Annotated in this window: 21 protein-coding genes; 19 read left to right on the top strand and 2 right to left on the bottom strand. The window is 68.8% G+C overall.

Going from position 1 to position 18143, the window contains the following annotated elements:
• Positions 1–168: 168 nt before the first annotated feature.
• Positions 169–747: a hypothetical protein gene (locus tag ACFULQ_RS11410; protein WP_383541392.1), complete on the top strand. Its 579-nt coding sequence runs from the start codon at positions 169–171 to the stop codon at positions 745–747.
• Positions 748–804: 57 nt separating this feature from the next.
• Here the strand turns inward: ACFULQ_RS11410 and ACFULQ_RS11405 are convergent, their stop codons facing one another.
• A complete protein-coding gene (locus tag ACFULQ_RS11405; protein WP_383541389.1) occupies positions 805–1104 on the bottom strand; it encodes a ferredoxin in 300 nt (99 codons plus the stop codon).
• Between the two features lie 248 nt (positions 1105–1352).
• On the opposite strand from ACFULQ_RS11405, the gene arc reads away from it, so the two are divergent.
• The 7 genes from arc to prcA all read left to right on the top strand — a co-directional run bounded on the left by arc (position 1353) and on the right by prcA (position 7498).
• Positions 1353–3119 (top strand): proteasome ATPase, encoded by a 1767-nt coding sequence (gene arc / locus ACFULQ_RS11400; protein WP_383541386.1) that lies wholly within the window; start codon positions 1353–1355, stop codon positions 3117–3119.
• Positions 3120–3364: 245 nt separating this feature from the next.
• Entirely contained in the window at positions 3365–4876 is a 1512-nt protein-coding gene (gene dop / locus ACFULQ_RS11395; RefSeq protein WP_383541383.1) for a depupylase/deamidase Dop, read from the top strand.
• Between the two features lie 155 nt (positions 4877–5031).
• Positions 5032–5250, top strand: a complete 219-nt coding sequence (locus ACFULQ_RS11390) for a ubiquitin-like protein Pup (RefSeq protein WP_020141350.1) — start codon at positions 5032–5034, stop codon at positions 5248–5250.
• Positions 5240–5380, top strand: a complete 141-nt coding sequence (locus ACFULQ_RS11385; protein WP_162637290.1) for a hypothetical protein — start codon at positions 5240–5242, stop codon at positions 5378–5380. The genes ACFULQ_RS11390 and ACFULQ_RS11385 overlap by 11 nt, the downstream gene beginning before the upstream one ends.
• Positions 5373–5885, top strand: coding sequence for an endonuclease VII domain-containing protein (locus ACFULQ_RS11380; RefSeq protein ID WP_383541379.1), 513 nt, complete (start codon positions 5373–5375; stop codon positions 5883–5885). Before ACFULQ_RS11385 ends, ACFULQ_RS11380 begins: the two co-directional genes overlap by 8 nt.
• Positions 5837–6682 carry a proteasome subunit beta gene (prcB, locus tag ACFULQ_RS11375; protein ID WP_383541376.1) on the top strand — a complete coding sequence of 282 codons (846 nt, stop codon included), beginning with the start codon at positions 5837–5839 and terminating at the stop codon, positions 6680–6682. The genes ACFULQ_RS11380 and prcB overlap by 49 nt, the downstream gene beginning before the upstream one ends.
• A 60-nt stretch (positions 6683–6742) precedes the next feature.
• Positions 6743–7498 carry a proteasome subunit alpha gene (prcA, locus tag ACFULQ_RS11370; protein ID WP_383541373.1) on the top strand — a complete coding sequence of 252 codons (756 nt, stop codon included), beginning with the start codon at positions 6743–6745 and terminating at the stop codon, positions 7496–7498.
• 58 nt (positions 7499–7556) lie between these two features.
• On the opposite strand, the gene ACFULQ_RS11365 is transcribed toward prcA, so the two are convergent.
• Entirely contained in the window at positions 7557–8573 is a 1017-nt protein-coding gene (locus tag ACFULQ_RS11365) for a LacI family DNA-binding transcriptional regulator (RefSeq protein ID WP_383541370.1), read from the bottom strand.
• Between the two features lie 129 nt (positions 8574–8702).
• Here ACFULQ_RS11365 and ACFULQ_RS11360 point away from each other — a divergent pair, with 129 nt between their 5' ends.
• The 11 genes from ACFULQ_RS11360 to ACFULQ_RS11310 all read left to right on the top strand — a co-directional run bounded on the left by ACFULQ_RS11360 (position 8703) and on the right by ACFULQ_RS11310 (position 18108).
• Positions 8703–9962 (top strand): MFS transporter, encoded by a 1260-nt coding sequence (locus ACFULQ_RS11360; protein ID WP_383541367.1) that lies wholly within the window; start codon positions 8703–8705, stop codon positions 9960–9962.
• 9 nt (positions 9963–9971) lie between these two features.
• Positions 9972–11333 carry a Pup--protein ligase gene (pafA, locus tag ACFULQ_RS11355; RefSeq protein WP_059196529.1) on the top strand — a complete coding sequence of 454 codons (1362 nt, stop codon included), beginning with the start codon at positions 9972–9974 and terminating at the stop codon, positions 11331–11333.
• A 127-nt stretch (positions 11334–11460) separates the two neighbouring features.
• Positions 11461–12465, top strand: a complete 1005-nt coding sequence (locus ACFULQ_RS11350; RefSeq protein ID WP_383541364.1) for an FKBP-type peptidyl-prolyl cis-trans isomerase — start codon at positions 11461–11463, stop codon at positions 12463–12465.
• Positions 12466–12553: 88 nt separating this feature from the next.
• On the top strand, positions 12554–12925 hold the full coding sequence (locus ACFULQ_RS11345) for an FKBP-type peptidyl-prolyl cis-trans isomerase (RefSeq protein ID WP_020141356.1): 372 nt from the start codon (positions 12554–12556) through the stop codon (positions 12923–12925).
• A gap of 187 nt (positions 12926–13112) precedes the next feature.
• Complete coding sequence (locus ACFULQ_RS11340; protein ID WP_020141357.1) at positions 13113–14066, top strand: YafY family protein; 954 nt, start codon at positions 13113–13115, stop codon at positions 14064–14066.
• 18 nt (positions 14067–14084) lie between these two features.
• The gene (locus ACFULQ_RS11335) at positions 14085–15149 is read left to right on the top strand and encodes a helix-turn-helix transcriptional regulator (RefSeq protein WP_383541361.1); all 1065 of its coding nucleotides are present in this window, start codon (positions 14085–14087) and stop codon (positions 15147–15149) included.
• Entirely contained in the window at positions 15146–15436 is a 291-nt protein-coding gene (locus ACFULQ_RS11330) for a hypothetical protein (protein ID WP_383541359.1), read from the top strand. The genes ACFULQ_RS11335 and ACFULQ_RS11330 overlap by 4 nt, the downstream gene beginning before the upstream one ends.
• Positions 15437–15446: 10 nt before the next feature.
• Positions 15447–15641 (top strand): hypothetical protein, encoded by a 195-nt coding sequence (locus ACFULQ_RS11325; RefSeq protein WP_328745795.1) that lies wholly within the window; start codon positions 15447–15449, stop codon positions 15639–15641.
• Positions 15642–15899: 258 nt separating this feature from the next.
• The gene (gene tatA / locus ACFULQ_RS11320) at positions 15900–16187 is read left to right on the top strand and encodes a Sec-independent protein translocase subunit TatA (protein ID WP_383541355.1); all 288 of its coding nucleotides are present in this window, start codon (positions 15900–15902) and stop codon (positions 16185–16187) included.
• Between the two features lie 48 nt (positions 16188–16235).
• On the top strand, positions 16236–17186 hold the full coding sequence (gene tatC, locus ACFULQ_RS11315) for a twin-arginine translocase subunit TatC (protein ID WP_383541352.1): 951 nt from the start codon (positions 16236–16238) through the stop codon (positions 17184–17186).
• 31 nt (positions 17187–17217) lie between these two features.
• Positions 17218–18108, top strand: a complete 891-nt coding sequence (locus ACFULQ_RS11310; protein WP_383541350.1) for a diacylglycerol kinase — start codon at positions 17218–17220, stop codon at positions 18106–18108.
• The last annotated feature ends 35 nt before the right edge of the window (positions 18109–18143 follow it).

Genomic DNA, 18143 nt, shown 5'->3' with positions numbered 1-18143 from the left:
CCCACAGACCACGGGAACTCCACCCCGGCGCCTTCGCGTTGAGGAGCGGCACGAACCGGCGCGGCGCAACCAGCACAAGTACCCACCCCGCCGTTCCCCTGACCTGTGACGTGTGGCACCATGCTGGCCACCCACCCCCACCGGCACCGCCCTCAGGAGACGCTCCTAGTGCAGCAATCCGCCGTCCCGGAACTGGCACACACCCACACCCGCCCGATCCACTGGGTCGCCACCGCCACCGCCGTGGCGGCCGTAGTGGCCTTCTCCTCGGTCCTCCAGCCCAAGCCCGCGACGGCGGCACAGGCGGCCGGCCCCGAAGCCAGACCCGCCCCGGTGGTCACGACCGCACCCGATCCCGTAGACGTACGCTTCCCGATCGACTGCGGCCCGGTCGAGGCGAAGGTGCAGAAGCAGGTCTCCGGAGACCTCGACGGCGACGGACGGCCGGAAACCGCCGTAGTGGTGCACTGCGACGCCCCCATGGGCACCCCGCCCGACGCCGTCTACGTCATCACCCGCGCCAAGGACTCCGGCGAACCCCGGGTCGTCGCCACCCTGCTGAGCCCCAAGAGCCGCAACACCGTCACCGACTTCACGATCGGCGACGGAGCCGTGGAGGCGACCCTGCTCGGCTACTCCACGTCCGACGTACCCAGTTGCTGCCCGGACGTGACGGACAGGGCGAAGTGGCAGTGGAAGGACGGCGCGTTCGTCCGCTCCACCCCGGCGGGCACGCACACGGTCTGACCGAAGCGATCACATCTGTGAGAAATCAGACAACACTCACGCGGAGTGCCCTCACGGTCACTCCGCGTCCGGACCGTAGACCTCGACGCTGTCCGAAACTCGCCGTACATGAATGCACTCACCCGGACACTCCTTCGCGGAGTCGACCACATCGGTGAGAAGCGGCAGCGGAACGGGCGTTGTGGCGCCCTTGGCCTGCAGAAGCTCGTCGTCCGCGCCCTTCACGTAGGCCAGACCGTCGATGTCCAGCTCGAACACCTCGGGCGCGTACTGGACGCAGATGCCGTCACCCGTGCACAGGTCCTGATCGATCCAGACCTCCAGGGTTTCGCCGCCGGCCCCGGCCTCCTGCTGCACTCATCTCTCCTGTCGTTTACTTGTCGGGCCGAACGGGAATCCGGCCAGCTCTGACGGGTGTTGAACGCTTCGACAGTACCTCGGGCTGGGTTCCCATCACGTTCGCTGGGTATTCCCCTGGCGTGAGGGAGAGCGCAAGGGTGAAGATCGGACACACCTCGACCGTCTTTGTGATCTAGGGGTTTCAATCGACACCCGCCCAGGTAGGGTCTGGAAGCGTCCAGCTCCCCTTGGAGGAGGTGAGGACCGTGGCAGCCCACGACGACGACATGAACCGCGGCATCCGCCCGGGACGAGGGTCCGACGACCCGTCCGGGCAGATTGCCTACCTTGAGCAGGAAATCGCCGTCCTGCGGCGCAAGCTCGCCGACTCTCCGCGGCACACGAGGATTCTCGAAGAGCGGATCGTCGAGCTGCAGACCAACCTGGCCGGCGTATCCGCACAGAACGAGCGACTCGCCAACACGCTCCGTGAGGCCCGCGACCAGATCGTGGCCCTCAAGGAAGAGGTCGACCGGCTCGCACAGCCACCGGCCGGCTTCGGCGTCTTCCTCGAAGCCAACGAGGACGGCACGGCCGACATCTTCACCGGCGGCCGCAAGCTGCGGGTGAACGTCAGCCCCAGCGTCGACCTCGAAGAGCTCCGGCGCGGCCAGGAAGTGATGCTCAACGAAGCTCTCAACGTGGTCGAGGCCATGCAGTACGAGAGCGTCGGCGACATCGTCACCCTCAAGGAGATCCTCGAGGACGGCGAGCGCGCCCTGGTGCAGGGTCACACCGACGAGGAACGGGTGGTACGGCTCGCCGAGCCGCTGCTGGACGTCACCATCCGCCCCGGCGACGCCCTGCTCCTCGAACCGCGCTCCGGCTACGTCTACGAGGTCGTTCCCAAGAGCGAGGTCGAGGAACTCGTCCTCGAAGAGGTCCCCGACATCGGCTACGAGCAGATCGGCGGACTCGGAGGCCAGATCGAGGCCATCCGGGACGCGGTCGAGCTGCCGTACCTCTACCCGGACCTGTTCAAGGAGCACGAACTGCGCCCGCCCAAGGGCGTCCTGCTCTACGGACCCCCCGGATGCGGCAAGACGCTCATCGCCAAGGCCGTCGCCAACTCGCTGGCCAAGAAGGTCGCCGAAGTCACCGGCCAGGCCACCGGCAAGAGCTTCTTCCTCAACATCAAGGGCCCCGAGCTCCTCAACAAGTACGTCGGCGAGACCGAGCGGCAGATCCGCCTCGTCTTCCAGCGTGCTCGCGAGAAGGCCAGCGAGGGCACACCCGTCATCGTCTTCTTCGACGAGATGGAATCCCTGTTCCGCACCCGCGGCTCCGGCGTCAGCTCGGACGTGGAGAACACCATCGTCCCGCAGCTCCTCGCCGAGATCGACGGCGTCGAAGGCCTCCAGAACGTGGTCGTCATCGGTGCCTCCAACCGCGAGGACATGATCGACCCCGCCATCCTGCGCCCCGGCCGCCTCGACGTGAAGATCAAGATCGAGCGTCCCGACGCCGAGGCCGCCAAGGACATCTTCGGCAAGTACCTCACCGAGCGCCTCCCGCTGCACGCCGACGACCTCGGCGAGCACGGCGGCAGCAAGTCGACGACCGTCGACAGCATGATCCAGACGGCCGTGGAACACATGTACGCCGAATCCGAGGAAAACCGCTTCCTGGAAGTCACCTACGCCAACGGAGACAAGGAAGTCCTCTACTTCAAGGACTTCAACTCCGGCGCCATGATCGAGAACATCGTCGGCCGCGCCAAGAAAATGGCGATCAAGGACTTCCTCGACCACAACCAGAAGGGTCTCCGCGTCTCCCACCTCCTCCAGGCCTGCGTGGACGAGTTCAAGGAGAACGAGGACCTGCCCAACACCACCAACCCGGACGACTGGGCCCGCATCTCCGGAAAGAAGGGCGAACGGATCGTCTACATCCGTACCCTCATCACCGGAAAGCAGGGCGCCGACACCGGACGCTCCATCGACACGGTGGCGAACACCGGTCAGTACCTGTAAAGACAGGGCGGCTGCGGGTGCCCACAACGGGGTACCCGCAGCCGACTGTTTTTCAGGCAACTAACCGGACCAAAGGCGAGCAAGGCAATGACGCAAATGATCTCCCCACCAGCGCAGAGCCGTTCTAGGCTCTTCGGTACCGCCGAGTCGCGCAGTGCGGGGACGGGCACCGCACACGCACCGGAGCGCCAGCGGTACTTGAGCGGCGCCCCCGACCGAGGGCGCCGCCGGGCAAGGAGGGCCGCATGACCGTACGGCGAGTAATGGGCATCGAGACGGAGTACGGGATCTCCGTCCCCGGCCACCCCAACGCCAATGCCATGCTCACCTCGTCCCAGATCGTCAACGCCTACGCGGCGGCGATGCACCGGGCCCGCCGGGCCCGCTGGGACTTCGAGGAGGAGAACCCGCTGCGGGACGCGCGGGGCTTCGACCTAGCCCGCGAGGCCGCAGACTCCAGCCAGCTCACCGACGAGGACATCGGCCTCGCCAACGTCATCCTCACCAACGGCGCGCGCCTGTACGTCGACCACGCACACCCCGAATACAGCGCCCCCGAGGTCACCAACCCCCGCGACGCCGTCCTCTGGGACAAGGCCGGCGAACGCATCATGGCCGAGGCCGCCGAACGCGCCGCGGCGCTCCCCGGCGCCCAGCCCATCCACCTCTACAAGAACAACACCGACAACAAGGGCGCCTCCTACGGCACGCACGAGAACTACCTGATGAAGCGGGAAACCCCCTTCTCGGACATCGTGCGCCACCTCACGCCCTTCTTCGTCTCCCGCCAGGTCTTCGCCGGAGCCGGCCGCGTCGGCATCGGGCAGGACGGCCACGAACACGGCTTCCAGCTCAGCCAGCGCGCGGACTACTTCGAGGTCGAGGTGGGCCTCGAGACCACCCTCAAGCGCCCGATCATCAACACCCGCGACGAGCCCCACGCCGACGCCGAGAAGTACCGCCGCCTCCACGTGATCATCGGCGACGCGAACCTCTCCGAGATCTCCACCTACCTCAAGCTCGGCACCACCGCCCTGGTCCTGTCGATGATCGAGGACGGCTTCATCGCCGTCGACCTGGCCGTCGACCAGCCCGTCCGCACCCTGCACCAGGTCTCCCACGACCCGACCCTCCAGCGCCTGGTCACCCTCCGCAGCGGCCGCACACTCACCGCGGTCCAGCTCCAGATGGAGTACTACGAGCTGGCCCGCAAGTACGTCGAGGAGCGGTACGGCGCGGACGCCGACGACCAGACCAAGGACGTCCTCACCCGCTGGGAGGACACCCTCAACCGCCTGGAACACGACCCCATGAGCCTCGCCGGCGAACTCGACTGGGTCGCCAAGCGCGAGCTCATGGAGGGCTACCGGCGCCGCGACGGCCTCGACTGGGACGCGGCCAAGCTCCACCTCCTCGACCTCCAGTACGCCGACGTACGGGCCGAGAAGGGCCTCTACAACCGTCTCGCGGCCCGCGGCCGCATCAAGCGCCTCCTCGACGAGCAGGACGTCGAGAGGGCCCGCACCAAGCCCCCGGAGGACACCCGCGCGTACTTCCGCGGCCGCTGCCTGGAGCAGTACGCCGACGACGTCGCCGCCGCCTCCTGGGACTCGGTCATCTTCGACCTCCCGGGCCGGGACTCGCTCCAGCGCGTCCCAACCCTCGAACCGCTTCGCGGAACGCGAAATCACGTCAAGGAGCTGCTGGACCGCTGCCGCACGGCAGAAGACCTGGTCAGGGTGTTGTCCGGCGGCTGAGCGGGTCCTTTGGCCGGGTGCCGCCACAGGGTGGAAAACCCGGCCAGAGGGAATCATCGAGATGGCCCCCGTACGTTGTAGGAACTGCGGGGCCGATGTCGGACCCTGCAAGTAGGGTCTGATCAAGAACGTCGAACCGAGCGGGGTGAGGGGTTATGGCGACCAAGGACACCGGCGGCGGACAGCAGAAGGCCACGCGCAACACCGAGGAGGTCGAGGAGCAGACTGCGGAGGCGCAGGGTTCCGAGGACCTCAAGGAGCGCCACGAGAAGCTGAGCGACGACGTCGACTCCGTCCTGGACGAAATCGATGATGTGCTCGAGGAGAACGCAGAGGATTTCGTGCGGTCCTTCGTTCAGAAGGGTGGCGAGTGATTTCACCTTTGAATCGAAGGTGAAGTCGGGGGCGCTGTCGAGTGATCGAGGAATCCGCAACAAGGCGCTGTTCACGGTGCAAGCAACACTTGCCGAGGACTGCGTTCGCGAGCAACAAGGCGATGACTGACGGTCTCCAGGCGTACTGCCGGGAGTGCTCATCCGAGTACTACCGGCAGCGCCAGGAGGCCAAGGGCAAGAAGGTCAGGGAGAAGGTCTCGGTCCCGGCCGGGTACAAGCGATGTCCGCAGTGCGGCGACGCGAAGCCTCATGCCGAGTGGGAGCGGAATAAGTCGTCCTCCGACGGCTGGGCCAGTTACTGCCGTTCCTGTCGTGCTGAGCGGAACAGAGCCAGTTACTTCATGCGCAAGTACGGCATCACCGAAGCCCAGCGTGACGAGATGGTCGCCTCTCAAATGGGGCTCTGTGCGATCTGTCTGACGGCTCCCGCCGTTCATGTGGATCACTGCCACAAGACGGGTAGGGTCCGTGGCGTACTGTGCTTCAACTGCAATTCCGGCCTCGGCCTGTTGGGGGACGACCCCGAAGCGATCAACCGAGCTGCCGATTACCTGGAAGGAAACGCGTGGAAGCCAACACTCGTAGCACCGGGCGTCTACCAGCTGCCTTCCTGACGCCTGGGTCGTCGTCCTTCATGGACTTCCTGTCCGAGCATCAGCCGGAGATGCTGCCCGGGAACCGGCAACTGCCGCCCACCCAGGGTGTGATCGAGGCGCCGCACGGGACGACCATCGTCGCCGTCACGTTCCCGGGGGGCGTGGTGCTGGCCGGTGACCGTCGCGCCACCATGGGCAACGTCATCGCCCAGCGGGACATCGAGAAGGTGTTCCCGGCCGACGAGTACTCGGCCGTCGGGATCGCCGGCACCGCCGGTCTTGCCGTGGAGATGGTGAAGCTGTTCCAGCTGGAGCTGGAGCACTTCGAGAAGGTCGAGGGGGCGCAGCTCTCGCTGGAGGGCAAGGCGAACCGGCTGTCGACCATGATCCGGTCGAACCTCGGCATGGCGATGCAGGGGCTGGCCGTCGTGCCGCTGTTCGCGGGGTACGACGTGGACCGGGACAAGGGGCGGATCTTCTCCTACGACGTCACGGGCGGTCGTTCCGAGGAGCACAACTTCGCCGCCACCGGTTCGGGCTCGATCTTCGCGCGCGGGGCGATGAAGAAGCTCTTCCGTGCCGACCTGACCGAGGAGCAGGCGACCACCCTCGTGGTGCAGGCCCTCTACGACGCGGCTGACGACGACTCGGCGACCGGAGGTCCCGATGTCGCCCGCCGGATCTACCCGATCGTCACCGTGATCACCGAGGACGGCTTCCGTCGGCTGACCGACGAGGAGTCCTCCGAGATCGCCCGTTCGATTCTCGAGCGGCGGCTGGAGCAGCCCGACGGCCCGCGGGCCGCGCTGCTGTAGGCGTCTGTCGTCTTGTTCAAGGTGATCGCAGTGACTTCCACAGAAAGGGACGGATAACCGGTGTCGACGCCGTTCTATGTTTCCCCTCAGCAGGCGATGGCCGACCGGGCCGAGTACGCCCGCAAGGGCATCGCCCGTGGTCGCAGCCTGGTGGTGCTGCAGTATGCCGACGGCATCGTGTTCGTCGGTGAGAATCCGTCCCGTGCGCTGCACAAGTTCAGCGAGATCTACGACCGGATCGGTTTCGCGGCCGCCGGCAAGTACAACGAGTACGAGAACCTGCGGATCGGTGGCGTGCGGTACGCCGATCTTCGTGGGTACACCTATGACCGTGATGACGTGACCGCGCGTGGTCTGGCCAACGTCTACGCGCAGACGCTGGGCACGATCTTCTCCTCGGCCGGTGAGAAGCCGTACGAGGTGGAGCTGGTGGTGGCGGAGGTCGGTGAGACGCCGGACGGTGATCAGATCTACCGGCTGCCGCATGACGGTTCGATCGTGGACGAGCACGGCTCGGTCGCGGTGGGCGGCAATGCCGAGCAGATCAGCAGCTACCTGGATCAGCGGCACCAGGACGGCGTGAGTCTGGCGGAGGCGCTGAAGCTGGCGGTGCAGGCGCTGTCGCGTGACACCAATGGCAGTGAGCGGGAGATTCCCGCGGAGCGGCTCGAGGTGGCGGTGCTGGACCGTACGCGTCCGCAGCAGCGGAAGTTCAAGCGCATCGTGGGTCGTCAGCTGTCCCGGCTGCTGGAGGCCGAGGGTGCGACGACGGAGGCGGAGAGCGCTGAGGAGCCGGAGGGTTCCGAGGACGAGTAGTTCCGCACGCCCACCCCTTCTGTGCCCCGGCCGATCACTCGGCCGGGGCACAGGGCGTTCAGGGAGCGCTGGGCGGGGCCGTGGAGCCTCGTACGACCAACTCGACGGGGATGTCTCCCGCGTCGGGTGTGCGGCCCTCCAGGACGGCCAGGAGGGCCCGCATGCCGTGTTCGCCGAAGAGTTCGGCGTCCAGTCGTACGGTCGTGAGCTCGGGGTCGATGGCGGTGGCGAGGGCGAGGTCGTCGAGGCCGGTGACGGAGATGTCGTGGGGGACGCGCAGCCCGAGTCGTCGTACGGCCTTGTAGGCGCCGGCGGCGAGTTTGTCGTCGTCGCAGACCAGGGCGGTGGGGCGGGGGCCGGGGGTGGTGAGGGCGGCCTCGGCGGCGGTGCGGGCGCCCTCGATCGAGATGGGTGCGTGGGCGGTGCGCAGGGAGGTGCCGGGGACCGCGGCGAGCCGGGTGGCGAGTTCCTGCGCGCGGATGTCGAAGGTCCAGGAGGGGATGTCGGCGGCGAGGTGCAGGAAGCGGCGGTGGCCGAGGTCCAGGAGGTGGCCGGCGACCTGGCGGATGCCGTCGGTGATGTCGAGGTTGACGGTGGCGGCGCCGAGGCTGCCCGAGGGGTCGCTGTCGAGCATGACGAGGGGGAGCTGGTCGCCGCGGATGGCGGTGAGGGCGTCGGCGGCCATGGAGGAGGCGATGACGCCGTCGAGGGCGGCCTGGGCGGAGGCGAAGGGGTCGCGGGCGGGGCCGATGCCCTCGGGGGAGGGGTACAGGACGACGCCGAAGCCGTGGTCGGCGGCGACGCGGGCGGCGCCGGTGTAGACGCCGGCGAAGAACTCGGTGGTGAGGGCGGGGACGACCAGGAGGACGGTGCGGGTGTGGCCGAGGCGGAGGTTGCGGGCGGCGAGGTTGGGGCGGTAGCCGAGGTCGCGGGCGGCTTCCCGGACGCGTTCGGCGGTGGTCTCGGAGACGCGGCCGCGCCATTTGTCGCCCAGGACGAGCGAGACGGCGGCCTGGGAGACGCCGGCCGCCTGGGCGACGTCACGGCTGGTCGGGCGCGTGTTGCTGCGTGCCACCGTGGGCCTGCTCCTCTGCTGGCGTGAGACCGGTGTACCGGCCTTGGCTCACGCCGGTCGTCTGGACGTCCGAACAGCGCACATGGTACGTATGGGAGTCGAAGTTATACGTATTACTTGGAGGCGGGGATGGCCGCGGGGTACCTGGAGATCCTCAGGGCGAGGCACGCGGCTCGCCTGCTGACGGGCACGTTGGTGGGGCGGTTGCCCAACGCGACCGCGGCGATCGCCATGGTGCTGTTCGTGCGGTCCGAGGGCGGCACCTACAGCGGGGCGGGTGGTCTCGCGGCGGTGTACGGCGTCGCCAACGCCGTCGGTCAGCCGGTGCTGGGCCGGCTCGTGGATCTGCACGGGCAGCCGCGCGTCCAGCTGCCGGCCGCGGTCCTGTCGGCGCTCGCCATGGCGGGCTTCGCGTTCTGCGGCACCGACCCGCTCCCGCTCGCCTACGCGTGCGTGGCGGCCGCCGGGCTGTTCACGCCGCCCCTGGAGGGCGGTCTGCGGGCGCTGTGGCCCTCGGTGCTGCGCCGGGAGGACCAGGTGCACCGGGCGTACGCGATGGACGCCGTGGCGCAGGAAGTGATGTTCACCGTGGGCCCGTTGCTGGTGACGCTGTGTGTGTCGCTGTGGTCGGAACGGGCGGCGCTGCTGGTGCTGAACGCCGTGGGGGTGCTCGGCGCGCTCTCCGTCGTCGCGGCGCCGCCCGCGCGCGCGTGGCGGTCCGCGCCCCGTGAGGCGCACTGGCTGGGCGCGCTGCGCTCGCGCGGGCTGCTGGCGATGCTGGGGTCGTTCCTGTTCGTGGGGATCGCGCTCGGGTCCATCACGGTCGCTTCCGTGTCGTACGCCGACGACCACGGCGGGGACGCGGTGTACGGCTGGCTGATGGCCGGTATCGGGCTGGGGGCCCTGGTGGGCGGTACGGCGTACGGGGCGCGGCAGTGGGCCGGTGAGCCCGCGCGGCGACTGCGGGTGCTGGTGGGCTTTCTGGCGGTGTGTTACCTGCCGCTGATGCTGATGCCGGGCGCGTTCGCCATGACGCTGCTGGCGGTGCTCGCCGGGGTGTTCCTGGCGCCCGTCATCGCGTGCGCGTTCGTCCTGGTGGACCGGCACGCGCCGACCGGGACGGTCACCGAGGCGTTCTCCTGGCTCGTGACGACGTTCACCGTGGGCGCCTCGGTCGGAACGGGCCTCGCGGGCCCGGTCGTCGAGCGGGGCGGGGCCCTGTGGGGCTTCGCGGTGCCGGGGGTCGCGGGGGGTGTGTCGCTGCTGGTTCTGCTGGTCACGGGGCGCGTCCTCACAGCTCCCGTGGTGCGGGCGGTAGTTGCCTCGTCATCGGAAAATGATCCAAACCGTGCTGCCGAACCCCGTTTCAGCTCGGGGGATCGGGCGTAATGTTCACTCATGGACCGCCGCATTTTCGGGCTGGAGAACGAGTACGGCGTCACGTGTACGTTCAGGGGACAGCGGCGCCTGTCTCCCGACGAGGTGGCGCGGTACCTCTTCCGCCGTGTCGTGTCATGGGGCCGCAGCAGCAATGTCTTTCTGCGAAACGGCGCACGCCTCTATCTCGACGTGGGCTCACATCCGGAATACGCGACACCCGAATGTGACAACGTGACCGAGCTGGTCACCCACGACAAGGCCGGCGAGCGCATTCTCGAAGGACTCCTGGTGGACGCCGAACGACGCCTGCACGAGGAAGGAATCGCGGGCGACGTCTACCTCTTCAAGAACAACACCGACTCGGCCGGAAACTCCTACGGCTGCCACGAGAACTACCTCGTCGCACGCCATGGGGAGTTCTCCCGGCTGGCGGACATTCTCATTCCGTTCCTGGTCACCCGGCAGCTTCTGTGTGGCGCCGGCAAGGTGCTGCAGACCCCGCGGGGCGCGGTGTACTGCGTCAGTCAGCGGGCCGAGCACATCTGGGAGGGCGTCTCCTCGGCGACGACCCGGTCGAGGCCGATCATCAACACCCGCGACGAACCGCACGCGGACGCCGAGCGCTACCGGCGTCTGCACGTCATCGTGGGCGACTCGAACATGTCCGAGACGACCATGCTGCTCAAGGTCGGCGCGACCGACCTGGTGCTGCGCATGATCGAGGCGGGCACCGTGATGCGCGACCTGACCCTGGAGAACCCGATCCGGGCGATCCGCGAGGTCAGCCACGACATCACCGGCCGGCGCAAGGTGCGTCTGGCCAGCGGCCGGGAGGCCTCCGCGCTGGAGGTGCAGCGCGAGTACTACGAGAAGGCCGTGGACTTCTGCGAGCGCCGGGGCATCCGCACCGGCACCGTCGAGCAGGTCCTGGAGCTGTGGGGCCGCACGCTGGACGCGATCGAGGCCGAGGACCTCGACCGGATCGGCACCGAGATCGACTGGGTCATGAAGTACAAGCTCATCGAGCGGTACCGGGCCAAGCACAACATGACCATGTCCCATCCGCGGGTCGCGCAGATAGACCTCGCGTATCACGACATTCACCGCCGTCGTGGTCTCTACTACCTTCTGGAGAGGAAGGGCCAAGCCGCCCGTATCTGCAACGACTTGAAGATCTTCGAGGGCAAGTCCGTTCCCCCGCAGACCACTCGGGCCCGGCTGCGCGGTGACTTCATCCGCAGGGCTCAGGAACAGCGCCGGGACTTCACCGTCGACTGGGTGCACCTGAAGCTCAACGACCAGGCGCAGCGCACGGTGTTGTGCAAGGACCCGTTCCGGTCGGTCGACGACCGGGTGGAGAAACTGATCGCCGGAATGTGAGCAGAGCGTTCCGAATCACCGTCGGAACGCAACACGGGCGCCGTACGTTTCCCGTACGGCGCCCTTCGCACGCCGTAGAGTTGCGCGCACGCCATCAACAAGATCGACCGATTACGAGGCCCCCACCGTGCGCCGACGCTCACTCATCATTGCCGTTCCCGCAGGACTGGCCACACTCGCCGCATGCGGTGACGACAAGTCCGACTCGAGCAAGGCGAGCGAGAGCACGTCACCCTCGGCGTCGTCCTCGGCCTCGTCGGCGCCGCCGCCGAAGATCGTGGACGGTCCGCTGCCGGCGATCACCGCGGGCGCCAAGTTCGGTGAGAAGCCGACCGTGGCGAAGGGCAGCGGGGAGCCCTCCGACCAGCTCGCGGTCAGGACGCTGATCACGGGCAACGGCACCACGGTCGCCGAGGGCGACTACATCCAGGCGCACTACCTCGGCCAGATCTACTCCACCGCGAAGATCTTCGACAACTCCTACGACCGCAAGACGCCCCTGGTCATCCAGCTCGCGCAGAACAGCATCATCGACGGCTGGCGGTACGCGCTGCCGGGCAAGAAGGCCGGCAGCCGCGTCGAGTTCTCGGTGCCGCCCACCTGGGCGTACGGCAAGGAGGGCAACGCGCAGGCGGGCATCAAGGGCACCGACACGCTGGTGTTCGTGGTCGACATCCAGAACGCGTTCAACGGCAAGAGCTCGGCCAAGGGCAAGATCGTCCCGCAGGACGACGCCGCCCTGCCCAAGGTCGGCACCAACACCGACGGCAAGGCCCCCTCCATCGAGGTGCCCAAGAAGGACGCGCCCACCAAGCTGGTGTCGGAGTACGTCATCGAGGGCGACGGCGACGAGGTCGCGGCCGACAGCACCCTGCTCGTGCAGTACAAGGGCGTGGTGTGGGACTCCGGCAAGGAGTTCGACTCGACGTACAGCAGGGGGCAGCTGGCGTCGTTCTCGCTCCAGCAGGTCGTCAAGGGCTGGGCGCAGGGCCTGACCGGCAAGAAGGTCGGCAGCCGGGTGCTGATCTCGATCCCGCCGAAGCTGGGCTACGGCGACAATCCGCCGGCCGGCAGCGGTATCGAGAAGGACTCCACGCTGGTCTTCACCGTGGACATCCTGGCGAAGATGTGACGCACGGGGGACATGCGCGCAGGTCCTTGCGGCGGGGATGTAAGACTGGTCTCTGTTGCCTTTCCGTGAACAAGCAGGAGCGAGTGACGTGAGCATCGACAAGCCCGAGATCGACTTCCCTGAGGGCGCGCCCCCGGCGGACCTGGAGATCAAGGACATCTGGGAGGGCGACGGCGAGGTTGCGCAGGCCGGCCAGACCGTCACCGTCCACTACGTGGGCGTCTCCTTCAGCACCGGCGAGGAGTTCGACGCCAGCTGGAACCGCGGTCAGCCCTTCCGTTTCCCGCTGGGCGGCGGCCGGGTCATCAAGGGCTGGGACCAGGGTGTGCAGGGCATGAAGGTCGGTGGCCGTCGCCAGCTGACCATTCCGGCCCACCTCGCCTACGGCAACCAGAGCCCGACCCCGGCGATCAAGCCCGGTGAGACCCTGATCTTCGTGGTCGACCTCATCGCCGTCTGATCGTCGTACCGCGGCATCAGAAGAGTCGTAAAAGATCGCGTCGCGGTCGGATCGTCGTACGACATCCGACCGGATGCGATCGACCAGGGTCCATGCCTGTCCGTGCATGGGCCCTCGGCTTTTGCCTTGCTCCTTCGGGGCGGTACGGTCATCGTCCGTAAGCACCATAGGGAGGCGAAGGGCGTCGATGGCCATTGCCAAGGCCGAGCGGCTGATGAACCTGGCGCTGTGTCTGCTCGGGACGCGACGGCCGCTCAGCAAGCGCGAGCTTCGGGAGTCCATCGAGGCCTACCTGGAAGCGAATTCCGACGACTCCTTCAACCGGATGTTCGAGCGCGACAAGGACGATCTGCGCGAACTCGGGCTCGTCATCGAGACCGTTGAGAACCTCGACGGCGAAGTCGGCTATCTCGCCCGGCGGGACAGCAACCGGCTGCCGCCCATCACCCTCGACGCCGAGGAGGCCGCGGCCCTGGGTCTTGCCGCCAAGGTGTGGCAGCAGGCCCGGCTCGCCGGGGCGGCCAGCGGCGCGTTGCAGAAGCTGCGCGCGGCGGGGCTGCCCGAGGACGTGGACCCCTACGAGGCGCACGGCGCCCTGGAGCCGCGCATCCCGGTGCACGAGGCCTCCTTCGAGCCGCTGATGCTCGCCTGCCGCGACCGCCGCCCGGTCGTCTTCGACTACCGCAAGGCCACCGCCGCCCACCCCGAGCCCCGCCATGTCGAGCCGTGGGCGCTGGAGTGCTGGCGAGGCCACTGGTACCTGGCCGGGTTCGACCGCGACCGGGGCGCCGAGCGGGTGTTCCGGCTCTCCCGGATCACCGGCAAGGTGCGCTCGCGCGGGACGCGCTTCACCGCCCCGGTCCCCGATGTCGTCACCGTCCGCGAGACCGTGGCGGGGTGGGCGGGGGAGACCGCCGACCGCAGCGCGCTGATCCGGCTGCGCACCGGCGCCGGGTACCCCTTGCGGGCGAAGGCCACCGCGGTGCGGGAACTCGGCGACGGCTGGGACGAGTTGGAGATTCCGTACGGCCACGGCCTGGACGCCTGGCTGGTGGAGTTCGGTCCCGACGTGGTGGTCCTGGAGCCCGCCGAGCTGCGGGCCGACGTGGTGGACCGGCTGCGTGCCGTGGCCAAGGGCTGAGGGGGAGCGGAAGAGATCATGGCAGGCAAACCGGTCAGGCCGACGAACGCCATCGACCAGACCCGGCGGATGCTCTCCCTGGTGACCTATCTGAAGGAGCGTCCCGGGGCGCGGGTCGAGGACGTCGCCCGGGCCTTCGGGATCACCGAGGACGAGCTGGTCTCCGACCTCGACGTGCTGCCCATGTGCGGCACCAGCTTCCGCGGCGGCGACCTGCTCGACATCGACACCGACGGCGAGCGGATCTGGTGGCACAACCCGGCCGCCCTCGGCGAGGAGACGGCCGAGCCGCTCCGGCTCGCCGCCGACGAGGCGACCGCGCTCCTGGTGGCCGCCCGCGCGGTCTCCACGCTGCCGGGCCTCAGGGAGAGCGACCGGCAGGCGCTGCTGCGGGCCACCGCCAAGGTCGAGACCGCGGCCGGTGAGACCGCCGGGGCCAGCGCGCGGCTGTCGGTGACCTTCGAGTCCGAGGGCGGGGTCTTCGCGGACGTCGACCGGGCCATCTCCGAGCGCCGCCGGCTGTGGATCCGCTACTACTCCCCGGCCCGCGACGAGCTCACCGAACGCGAGATCGACCCGATCCGGCTGGTCAGCGTCGGCCACACCTATGTCGAGGCCTGGTGCCGTCGCTCCGAGGCGCGGCGCACCTTCCGGCTCGACCGGGTCGCCGAGATCAAGATCCTCGACGAGCCCTCCGCGCCCCCGGAGATCGAGCTCAGGGACCTCTCCGAAGGGCTCGTGCAGCCCGCCGCCGAGGATCCCGAGGTGGTCGTCGAGGTCGGTCCGGGCGGCCGCTGGGTCGCCGAGTACTACCCGCACGACAGTGCGGATGAGCTTTCCGACGGCGGGCTGCGTATTACCCTCCGCACCCCCGACCCGGCGTCGCTTCGGCGCCTGGCGCTCCGGCTCGGCCGTGACGGCCGTATCGTCTCGCCGCGCGACCTCGCCGACAGCGCCCGTGAGGCGGCCCGCGAGGCGCTGGCGGCCTACGACGGGGTCGAGGCGCACGGCGCCCACGGGACGGGCGCGGGGCCCCAGGGGCGGGGCGACGGTCAGGACGACAGGCGGGAGCAGGGGCTTTGAGCGAGTCGGCGACGTCCGGTGCGGGGATGACGGTGGCTGCCGCCTTCGCGGGGATGAGAAGCGTGGCTCCGGTGACCTTCAAGGCCGGCTGCCCGGACTGCCGGGAGCGGTTCGAGCTGGCCGCGAGCGCCCTGCGCCTCGCCATCGGCGCGAGCAGCCGCACCACCTTCTACTCCTTCACCTGCCCCGAGTGCGGAGCCGCCGTCCGCAAGCCCGCCGGCGAGCGGATCGTGGAGCTGCTGACCGGTGGCGGGGTGCGGACGCTGCGGCTGCACTCCACCCTCTAGGCTCGGTGCCATGTTCTGGCCGATGTTCGCGGTAGCTGTGGGTTTCGTGGGTCTCGCCGTCCTGGGCGTGCTCGCCGTGCGGGTCTTCCTGGAGGCACAGCGCCTCGGACGCCAGGTCACGGACTCCGCGCGGCGCATCAACCGGGCCGCGGAGGACCTGGAGCGGGCGGCGGTGAGCACGGCCCGTTCCGCGGACTCGCTGTGAGTGCGGCTGAGAGTCAGGTGTGAGTCGGGCGCCGGAAGCGTTTTGGGCCACTTCGCCCTGTCACCGTGGCAGGGTCGGCAGGTACGCTGCTGGTCGCGGTCCGGATAACGAGGCTCGGCCGCGAACCGGGAGTACGCACAGGGATTGCCAGGCGTTCACCCCTCAGCGTTACGATCGCTGTCAGCACGGCTGATCGGACACATGTCCGACCGGTCGGACAGCACCCCACAAGCCGCCTCGGTGAGAAGGTAAAGACTTATGTTCGGAAGGCTCGGCGCCCCCGAGATCATTCTCATCCTCGTCGTCATCATCCTGCTGTTCGGCGCGAAGAAGCTTCCCGACATGGCGCGCTCGCTGGGCAAGTCCGCCCGCATCCTCAAGAGCGAGGCCAAGGCGATGAAGGACGAGGGCAGCGGCAGCACGACCACCCCGGCCGGCCCGCCCACCACCGACGAGCAGGCCTCTCAGCGCACCATCCAGGCTTCCCCCGGCGACGTGACCAGCTCGCGCCCGGTCAGCGAGCCGACGGACACGACCAAGCGCTGACGCGGGGCCGGTGACCTCCGGCCCGCCTGCACGAGATGGGAACGTGGGTTGCTCAAGTCTGCCCGCAAAGAGGAGAAGGATCCCGAGGGGCGGATGCCACTCGCGGATCACCTTCGCGAGCTCCGCAACCGGCTCGCGAAAGCGATGCTGGCCATCATCGTCGTCACGGTGATCGCCGCCTTCTTCTACAACGACATCATCAACTTGATCACCAGGCCGATCCTCGACTCGGTCGGCTGTGACAAGTCCTTCGCGGAACTGGCCCGGTCGACGAAGTCGACCAAGCCGTGCGCCGAGATCACCATCAACGGCCTTCTCACACCCTTCACGCTCGCGCTGAAGGTGTCCCTGATGGCCGGTGTCGTCGCCGCATCCCCGGTCTGGCTCTACCAGCTGTGGGCCTTCGTCGCCCCCGGCCTGCACCGGCACGAGAAGAAGTACGCCTACGCGTTCGTCGGCACCGGCGCCCCCCTCTTCCTCATCGGCGCCTACTTCGCCTACTCGGTCCTGCCGACCACGGCCGAGGTGCTGATCGGCTTCACCCCGGGCGGCACCTCCAACCTGCTGCCCCTGGACGACCTGCTCGACCTCGTCCTGCGCATGGTGCTGGTCTTCGGCCTCTCCTTCGAGCTGCCGCTGCTGCTGGTCTTCCTCAACCTCACCGGGCTGATCACCGGCAAGCGCATGCTCGGCTGGTGGCGCGGCATGATCATGGCCATCACCGTGTTCGCGGCCGTCGCCACGCCGAGCACCGACCCGCTGACGATGCTGGCGCTCGCCGCGCCGATCTGGGTGCTGTACTTCGGTGCGACCGCCTTCTCCCTGCTCAACGACCGCCGCAAGCGCCGCCGCGAGGCCGAGGGCCCGGCCGACGACGAGGCGTCCGACCTGGATCTCACCCCCGAGGACATCGGCGAGGTCGAGACCGTCTCCGCCAGCCGGGCGCTGCCCGAGCAGTCGGCCACGGACCGGGTCAACGGTTATGACGACGTGACCTGACGACCGGGGCACAGCTCATAAGGTCACTTCTGTGACCTGCGAGATCACCCTCTTCGTCAACCCCACCGCGGGCCGCGGCCGGGGCGCCCGAGCGGCGCAGCCGGCCGCTTCCGCGTTGCGGGCGGCCGGCTTCTCGGTCCGGACCGTCCTCGGCGAGAACGCCCCCGACGCCCTCGCACGCGCGCGTGCCGCCGTCCAGGCCGGCACCGGCGCCCTGATCGCCGTCGGCGGCGACGGCATGGCGAACCTCGCCCTCCAGGCCGTGGCCGGCACCCGCACCCCCTTCGGCCTGGTCGCGGTCGGCACCGGCAACGACTTCGCCCGCGCCCTCGGCCTGCCGGTGCGCGACCCCGCCGCCGCGGGCCGGCTGATCGCCGAGGCCCTCAAGGACAGCCGCCTGCACGACATCGACCTCGGCCGGGTCGGCGACCACTGGTTCGGCACCGTCCTCGCCTCCGGCTTCGACTCCCGCGTCAACGACCGCGGCAACCGCATGAGATGGCCCACCGGCCGCCTCAAGTACGACCTCGCCCTGCTCGCCGAACTCGCCGCCTTCCGGCCCCTCCCGTACCGGATCACCCTCGACGACGGCGAGGTGCGCGAGGCCGAGGCGACCCTGGTGGCCGTCGGCAACGGCTCGTCGTACGGCGGCGGCATGCGGATCTGCCCCGGTGCCGACCTCACCGACGGGCTGTTCGACGTCACCGTGGTCGGCGACTGCAGCCGTACGACCCTGTTGCGGGTGTTCCCGAGCGTGTACCGGGGCACCCACGTCGACCATCCCGAGGTCAGCGTGGTGCGGGCGGCGAAGGTCGAGATCGCCGCACCGGGCGTGACCGGGTACGCGGACGGTGAACCCCTCGGAGCGCTGCCGCTCACCGCACGGTGCGTTCGCGCGGCCGTGACCGTCATAGGGCCTTGAACTGCGTGAAGAGCAGGTTTCACGGGATCCGATCC

The sequence above is a fragment of the Streptomyces sp. NPDC057253 genome, from assembly GCF_042669125.1.
In the GTDB taxonomy this organism is placed as follows: Bacteria; Actinomycetota; Actinomycetes; order Streptomycetales; family Streptomycetaceae; genus Streptomyces.
The sequence above is the reverse complement of the archived record's forward strand: the minus strand, read 5'-3'. Positions and strand labels throughout refer to the sequence as shown.

Coding starts and splice junctions, on each gene's coding strand:
- dop (WP_383541383.1), top strand. CDS start 3,365: ATGACCGTACGGCGAGTAATGGGCATCGAGACGGAGTACGGGATCTCC.
- ACFULQ_RS11390 (WP_020141350.1), top strand. CDS start 5,032: ATGGCGACCAAGGACACCGGCGGCGGACAGCAGAAGGCCACGCGCAAC.
- ACFULQ_RS11380 (WP_383541379.1), top strand. CDS start 5,373: ATGACTGACGGTCTCCAGGCGTACTGCCGGGAGTGCTCATCCGAGTAC.
- ACFULQ_RS11360 (WP_383541367.1), top strand. CDS start 8,703: ATGGCCGCGGGGTACCTGGAGATCCTCAGGGCGAGGCACGCGGCTCGC.
- pafA (WP_059196529.1), top strand. CDS start 9,972: ATGGACCGCCGCATTTTCGGGCTGGAGAACGAGTACGGCGTCACGTGT.
- ACFULQ_RS11340 (WP_020141357.1), top strand. CDS start 13,113: ATGGCCATTGCCAAGGCCGAGCGGCTGATGAACCTGGCGCTGTGTCTG.
- ACFULQ_RS11335 (WP_383541361.1), top strand. CDS start 14,085: ATGGCAGGCAAACCGGTCAGGCCGACGAACGCCATCGACCAGACCCGG.
- ACFULQ_RS11325 (WP_328745795.1), top strand. CDS start 15,447: ATGTTCTGGCCGATGTTCGCGGTAGCTGTGGGTTTCGTGGGTCTCGCC.
- tatA (WP_383541355.1), top strand. CDS start 15,900: ATGTTCGGAAGGCTCGGCGCCCCCGAGATCATTCTCATCCTCGTCGTC.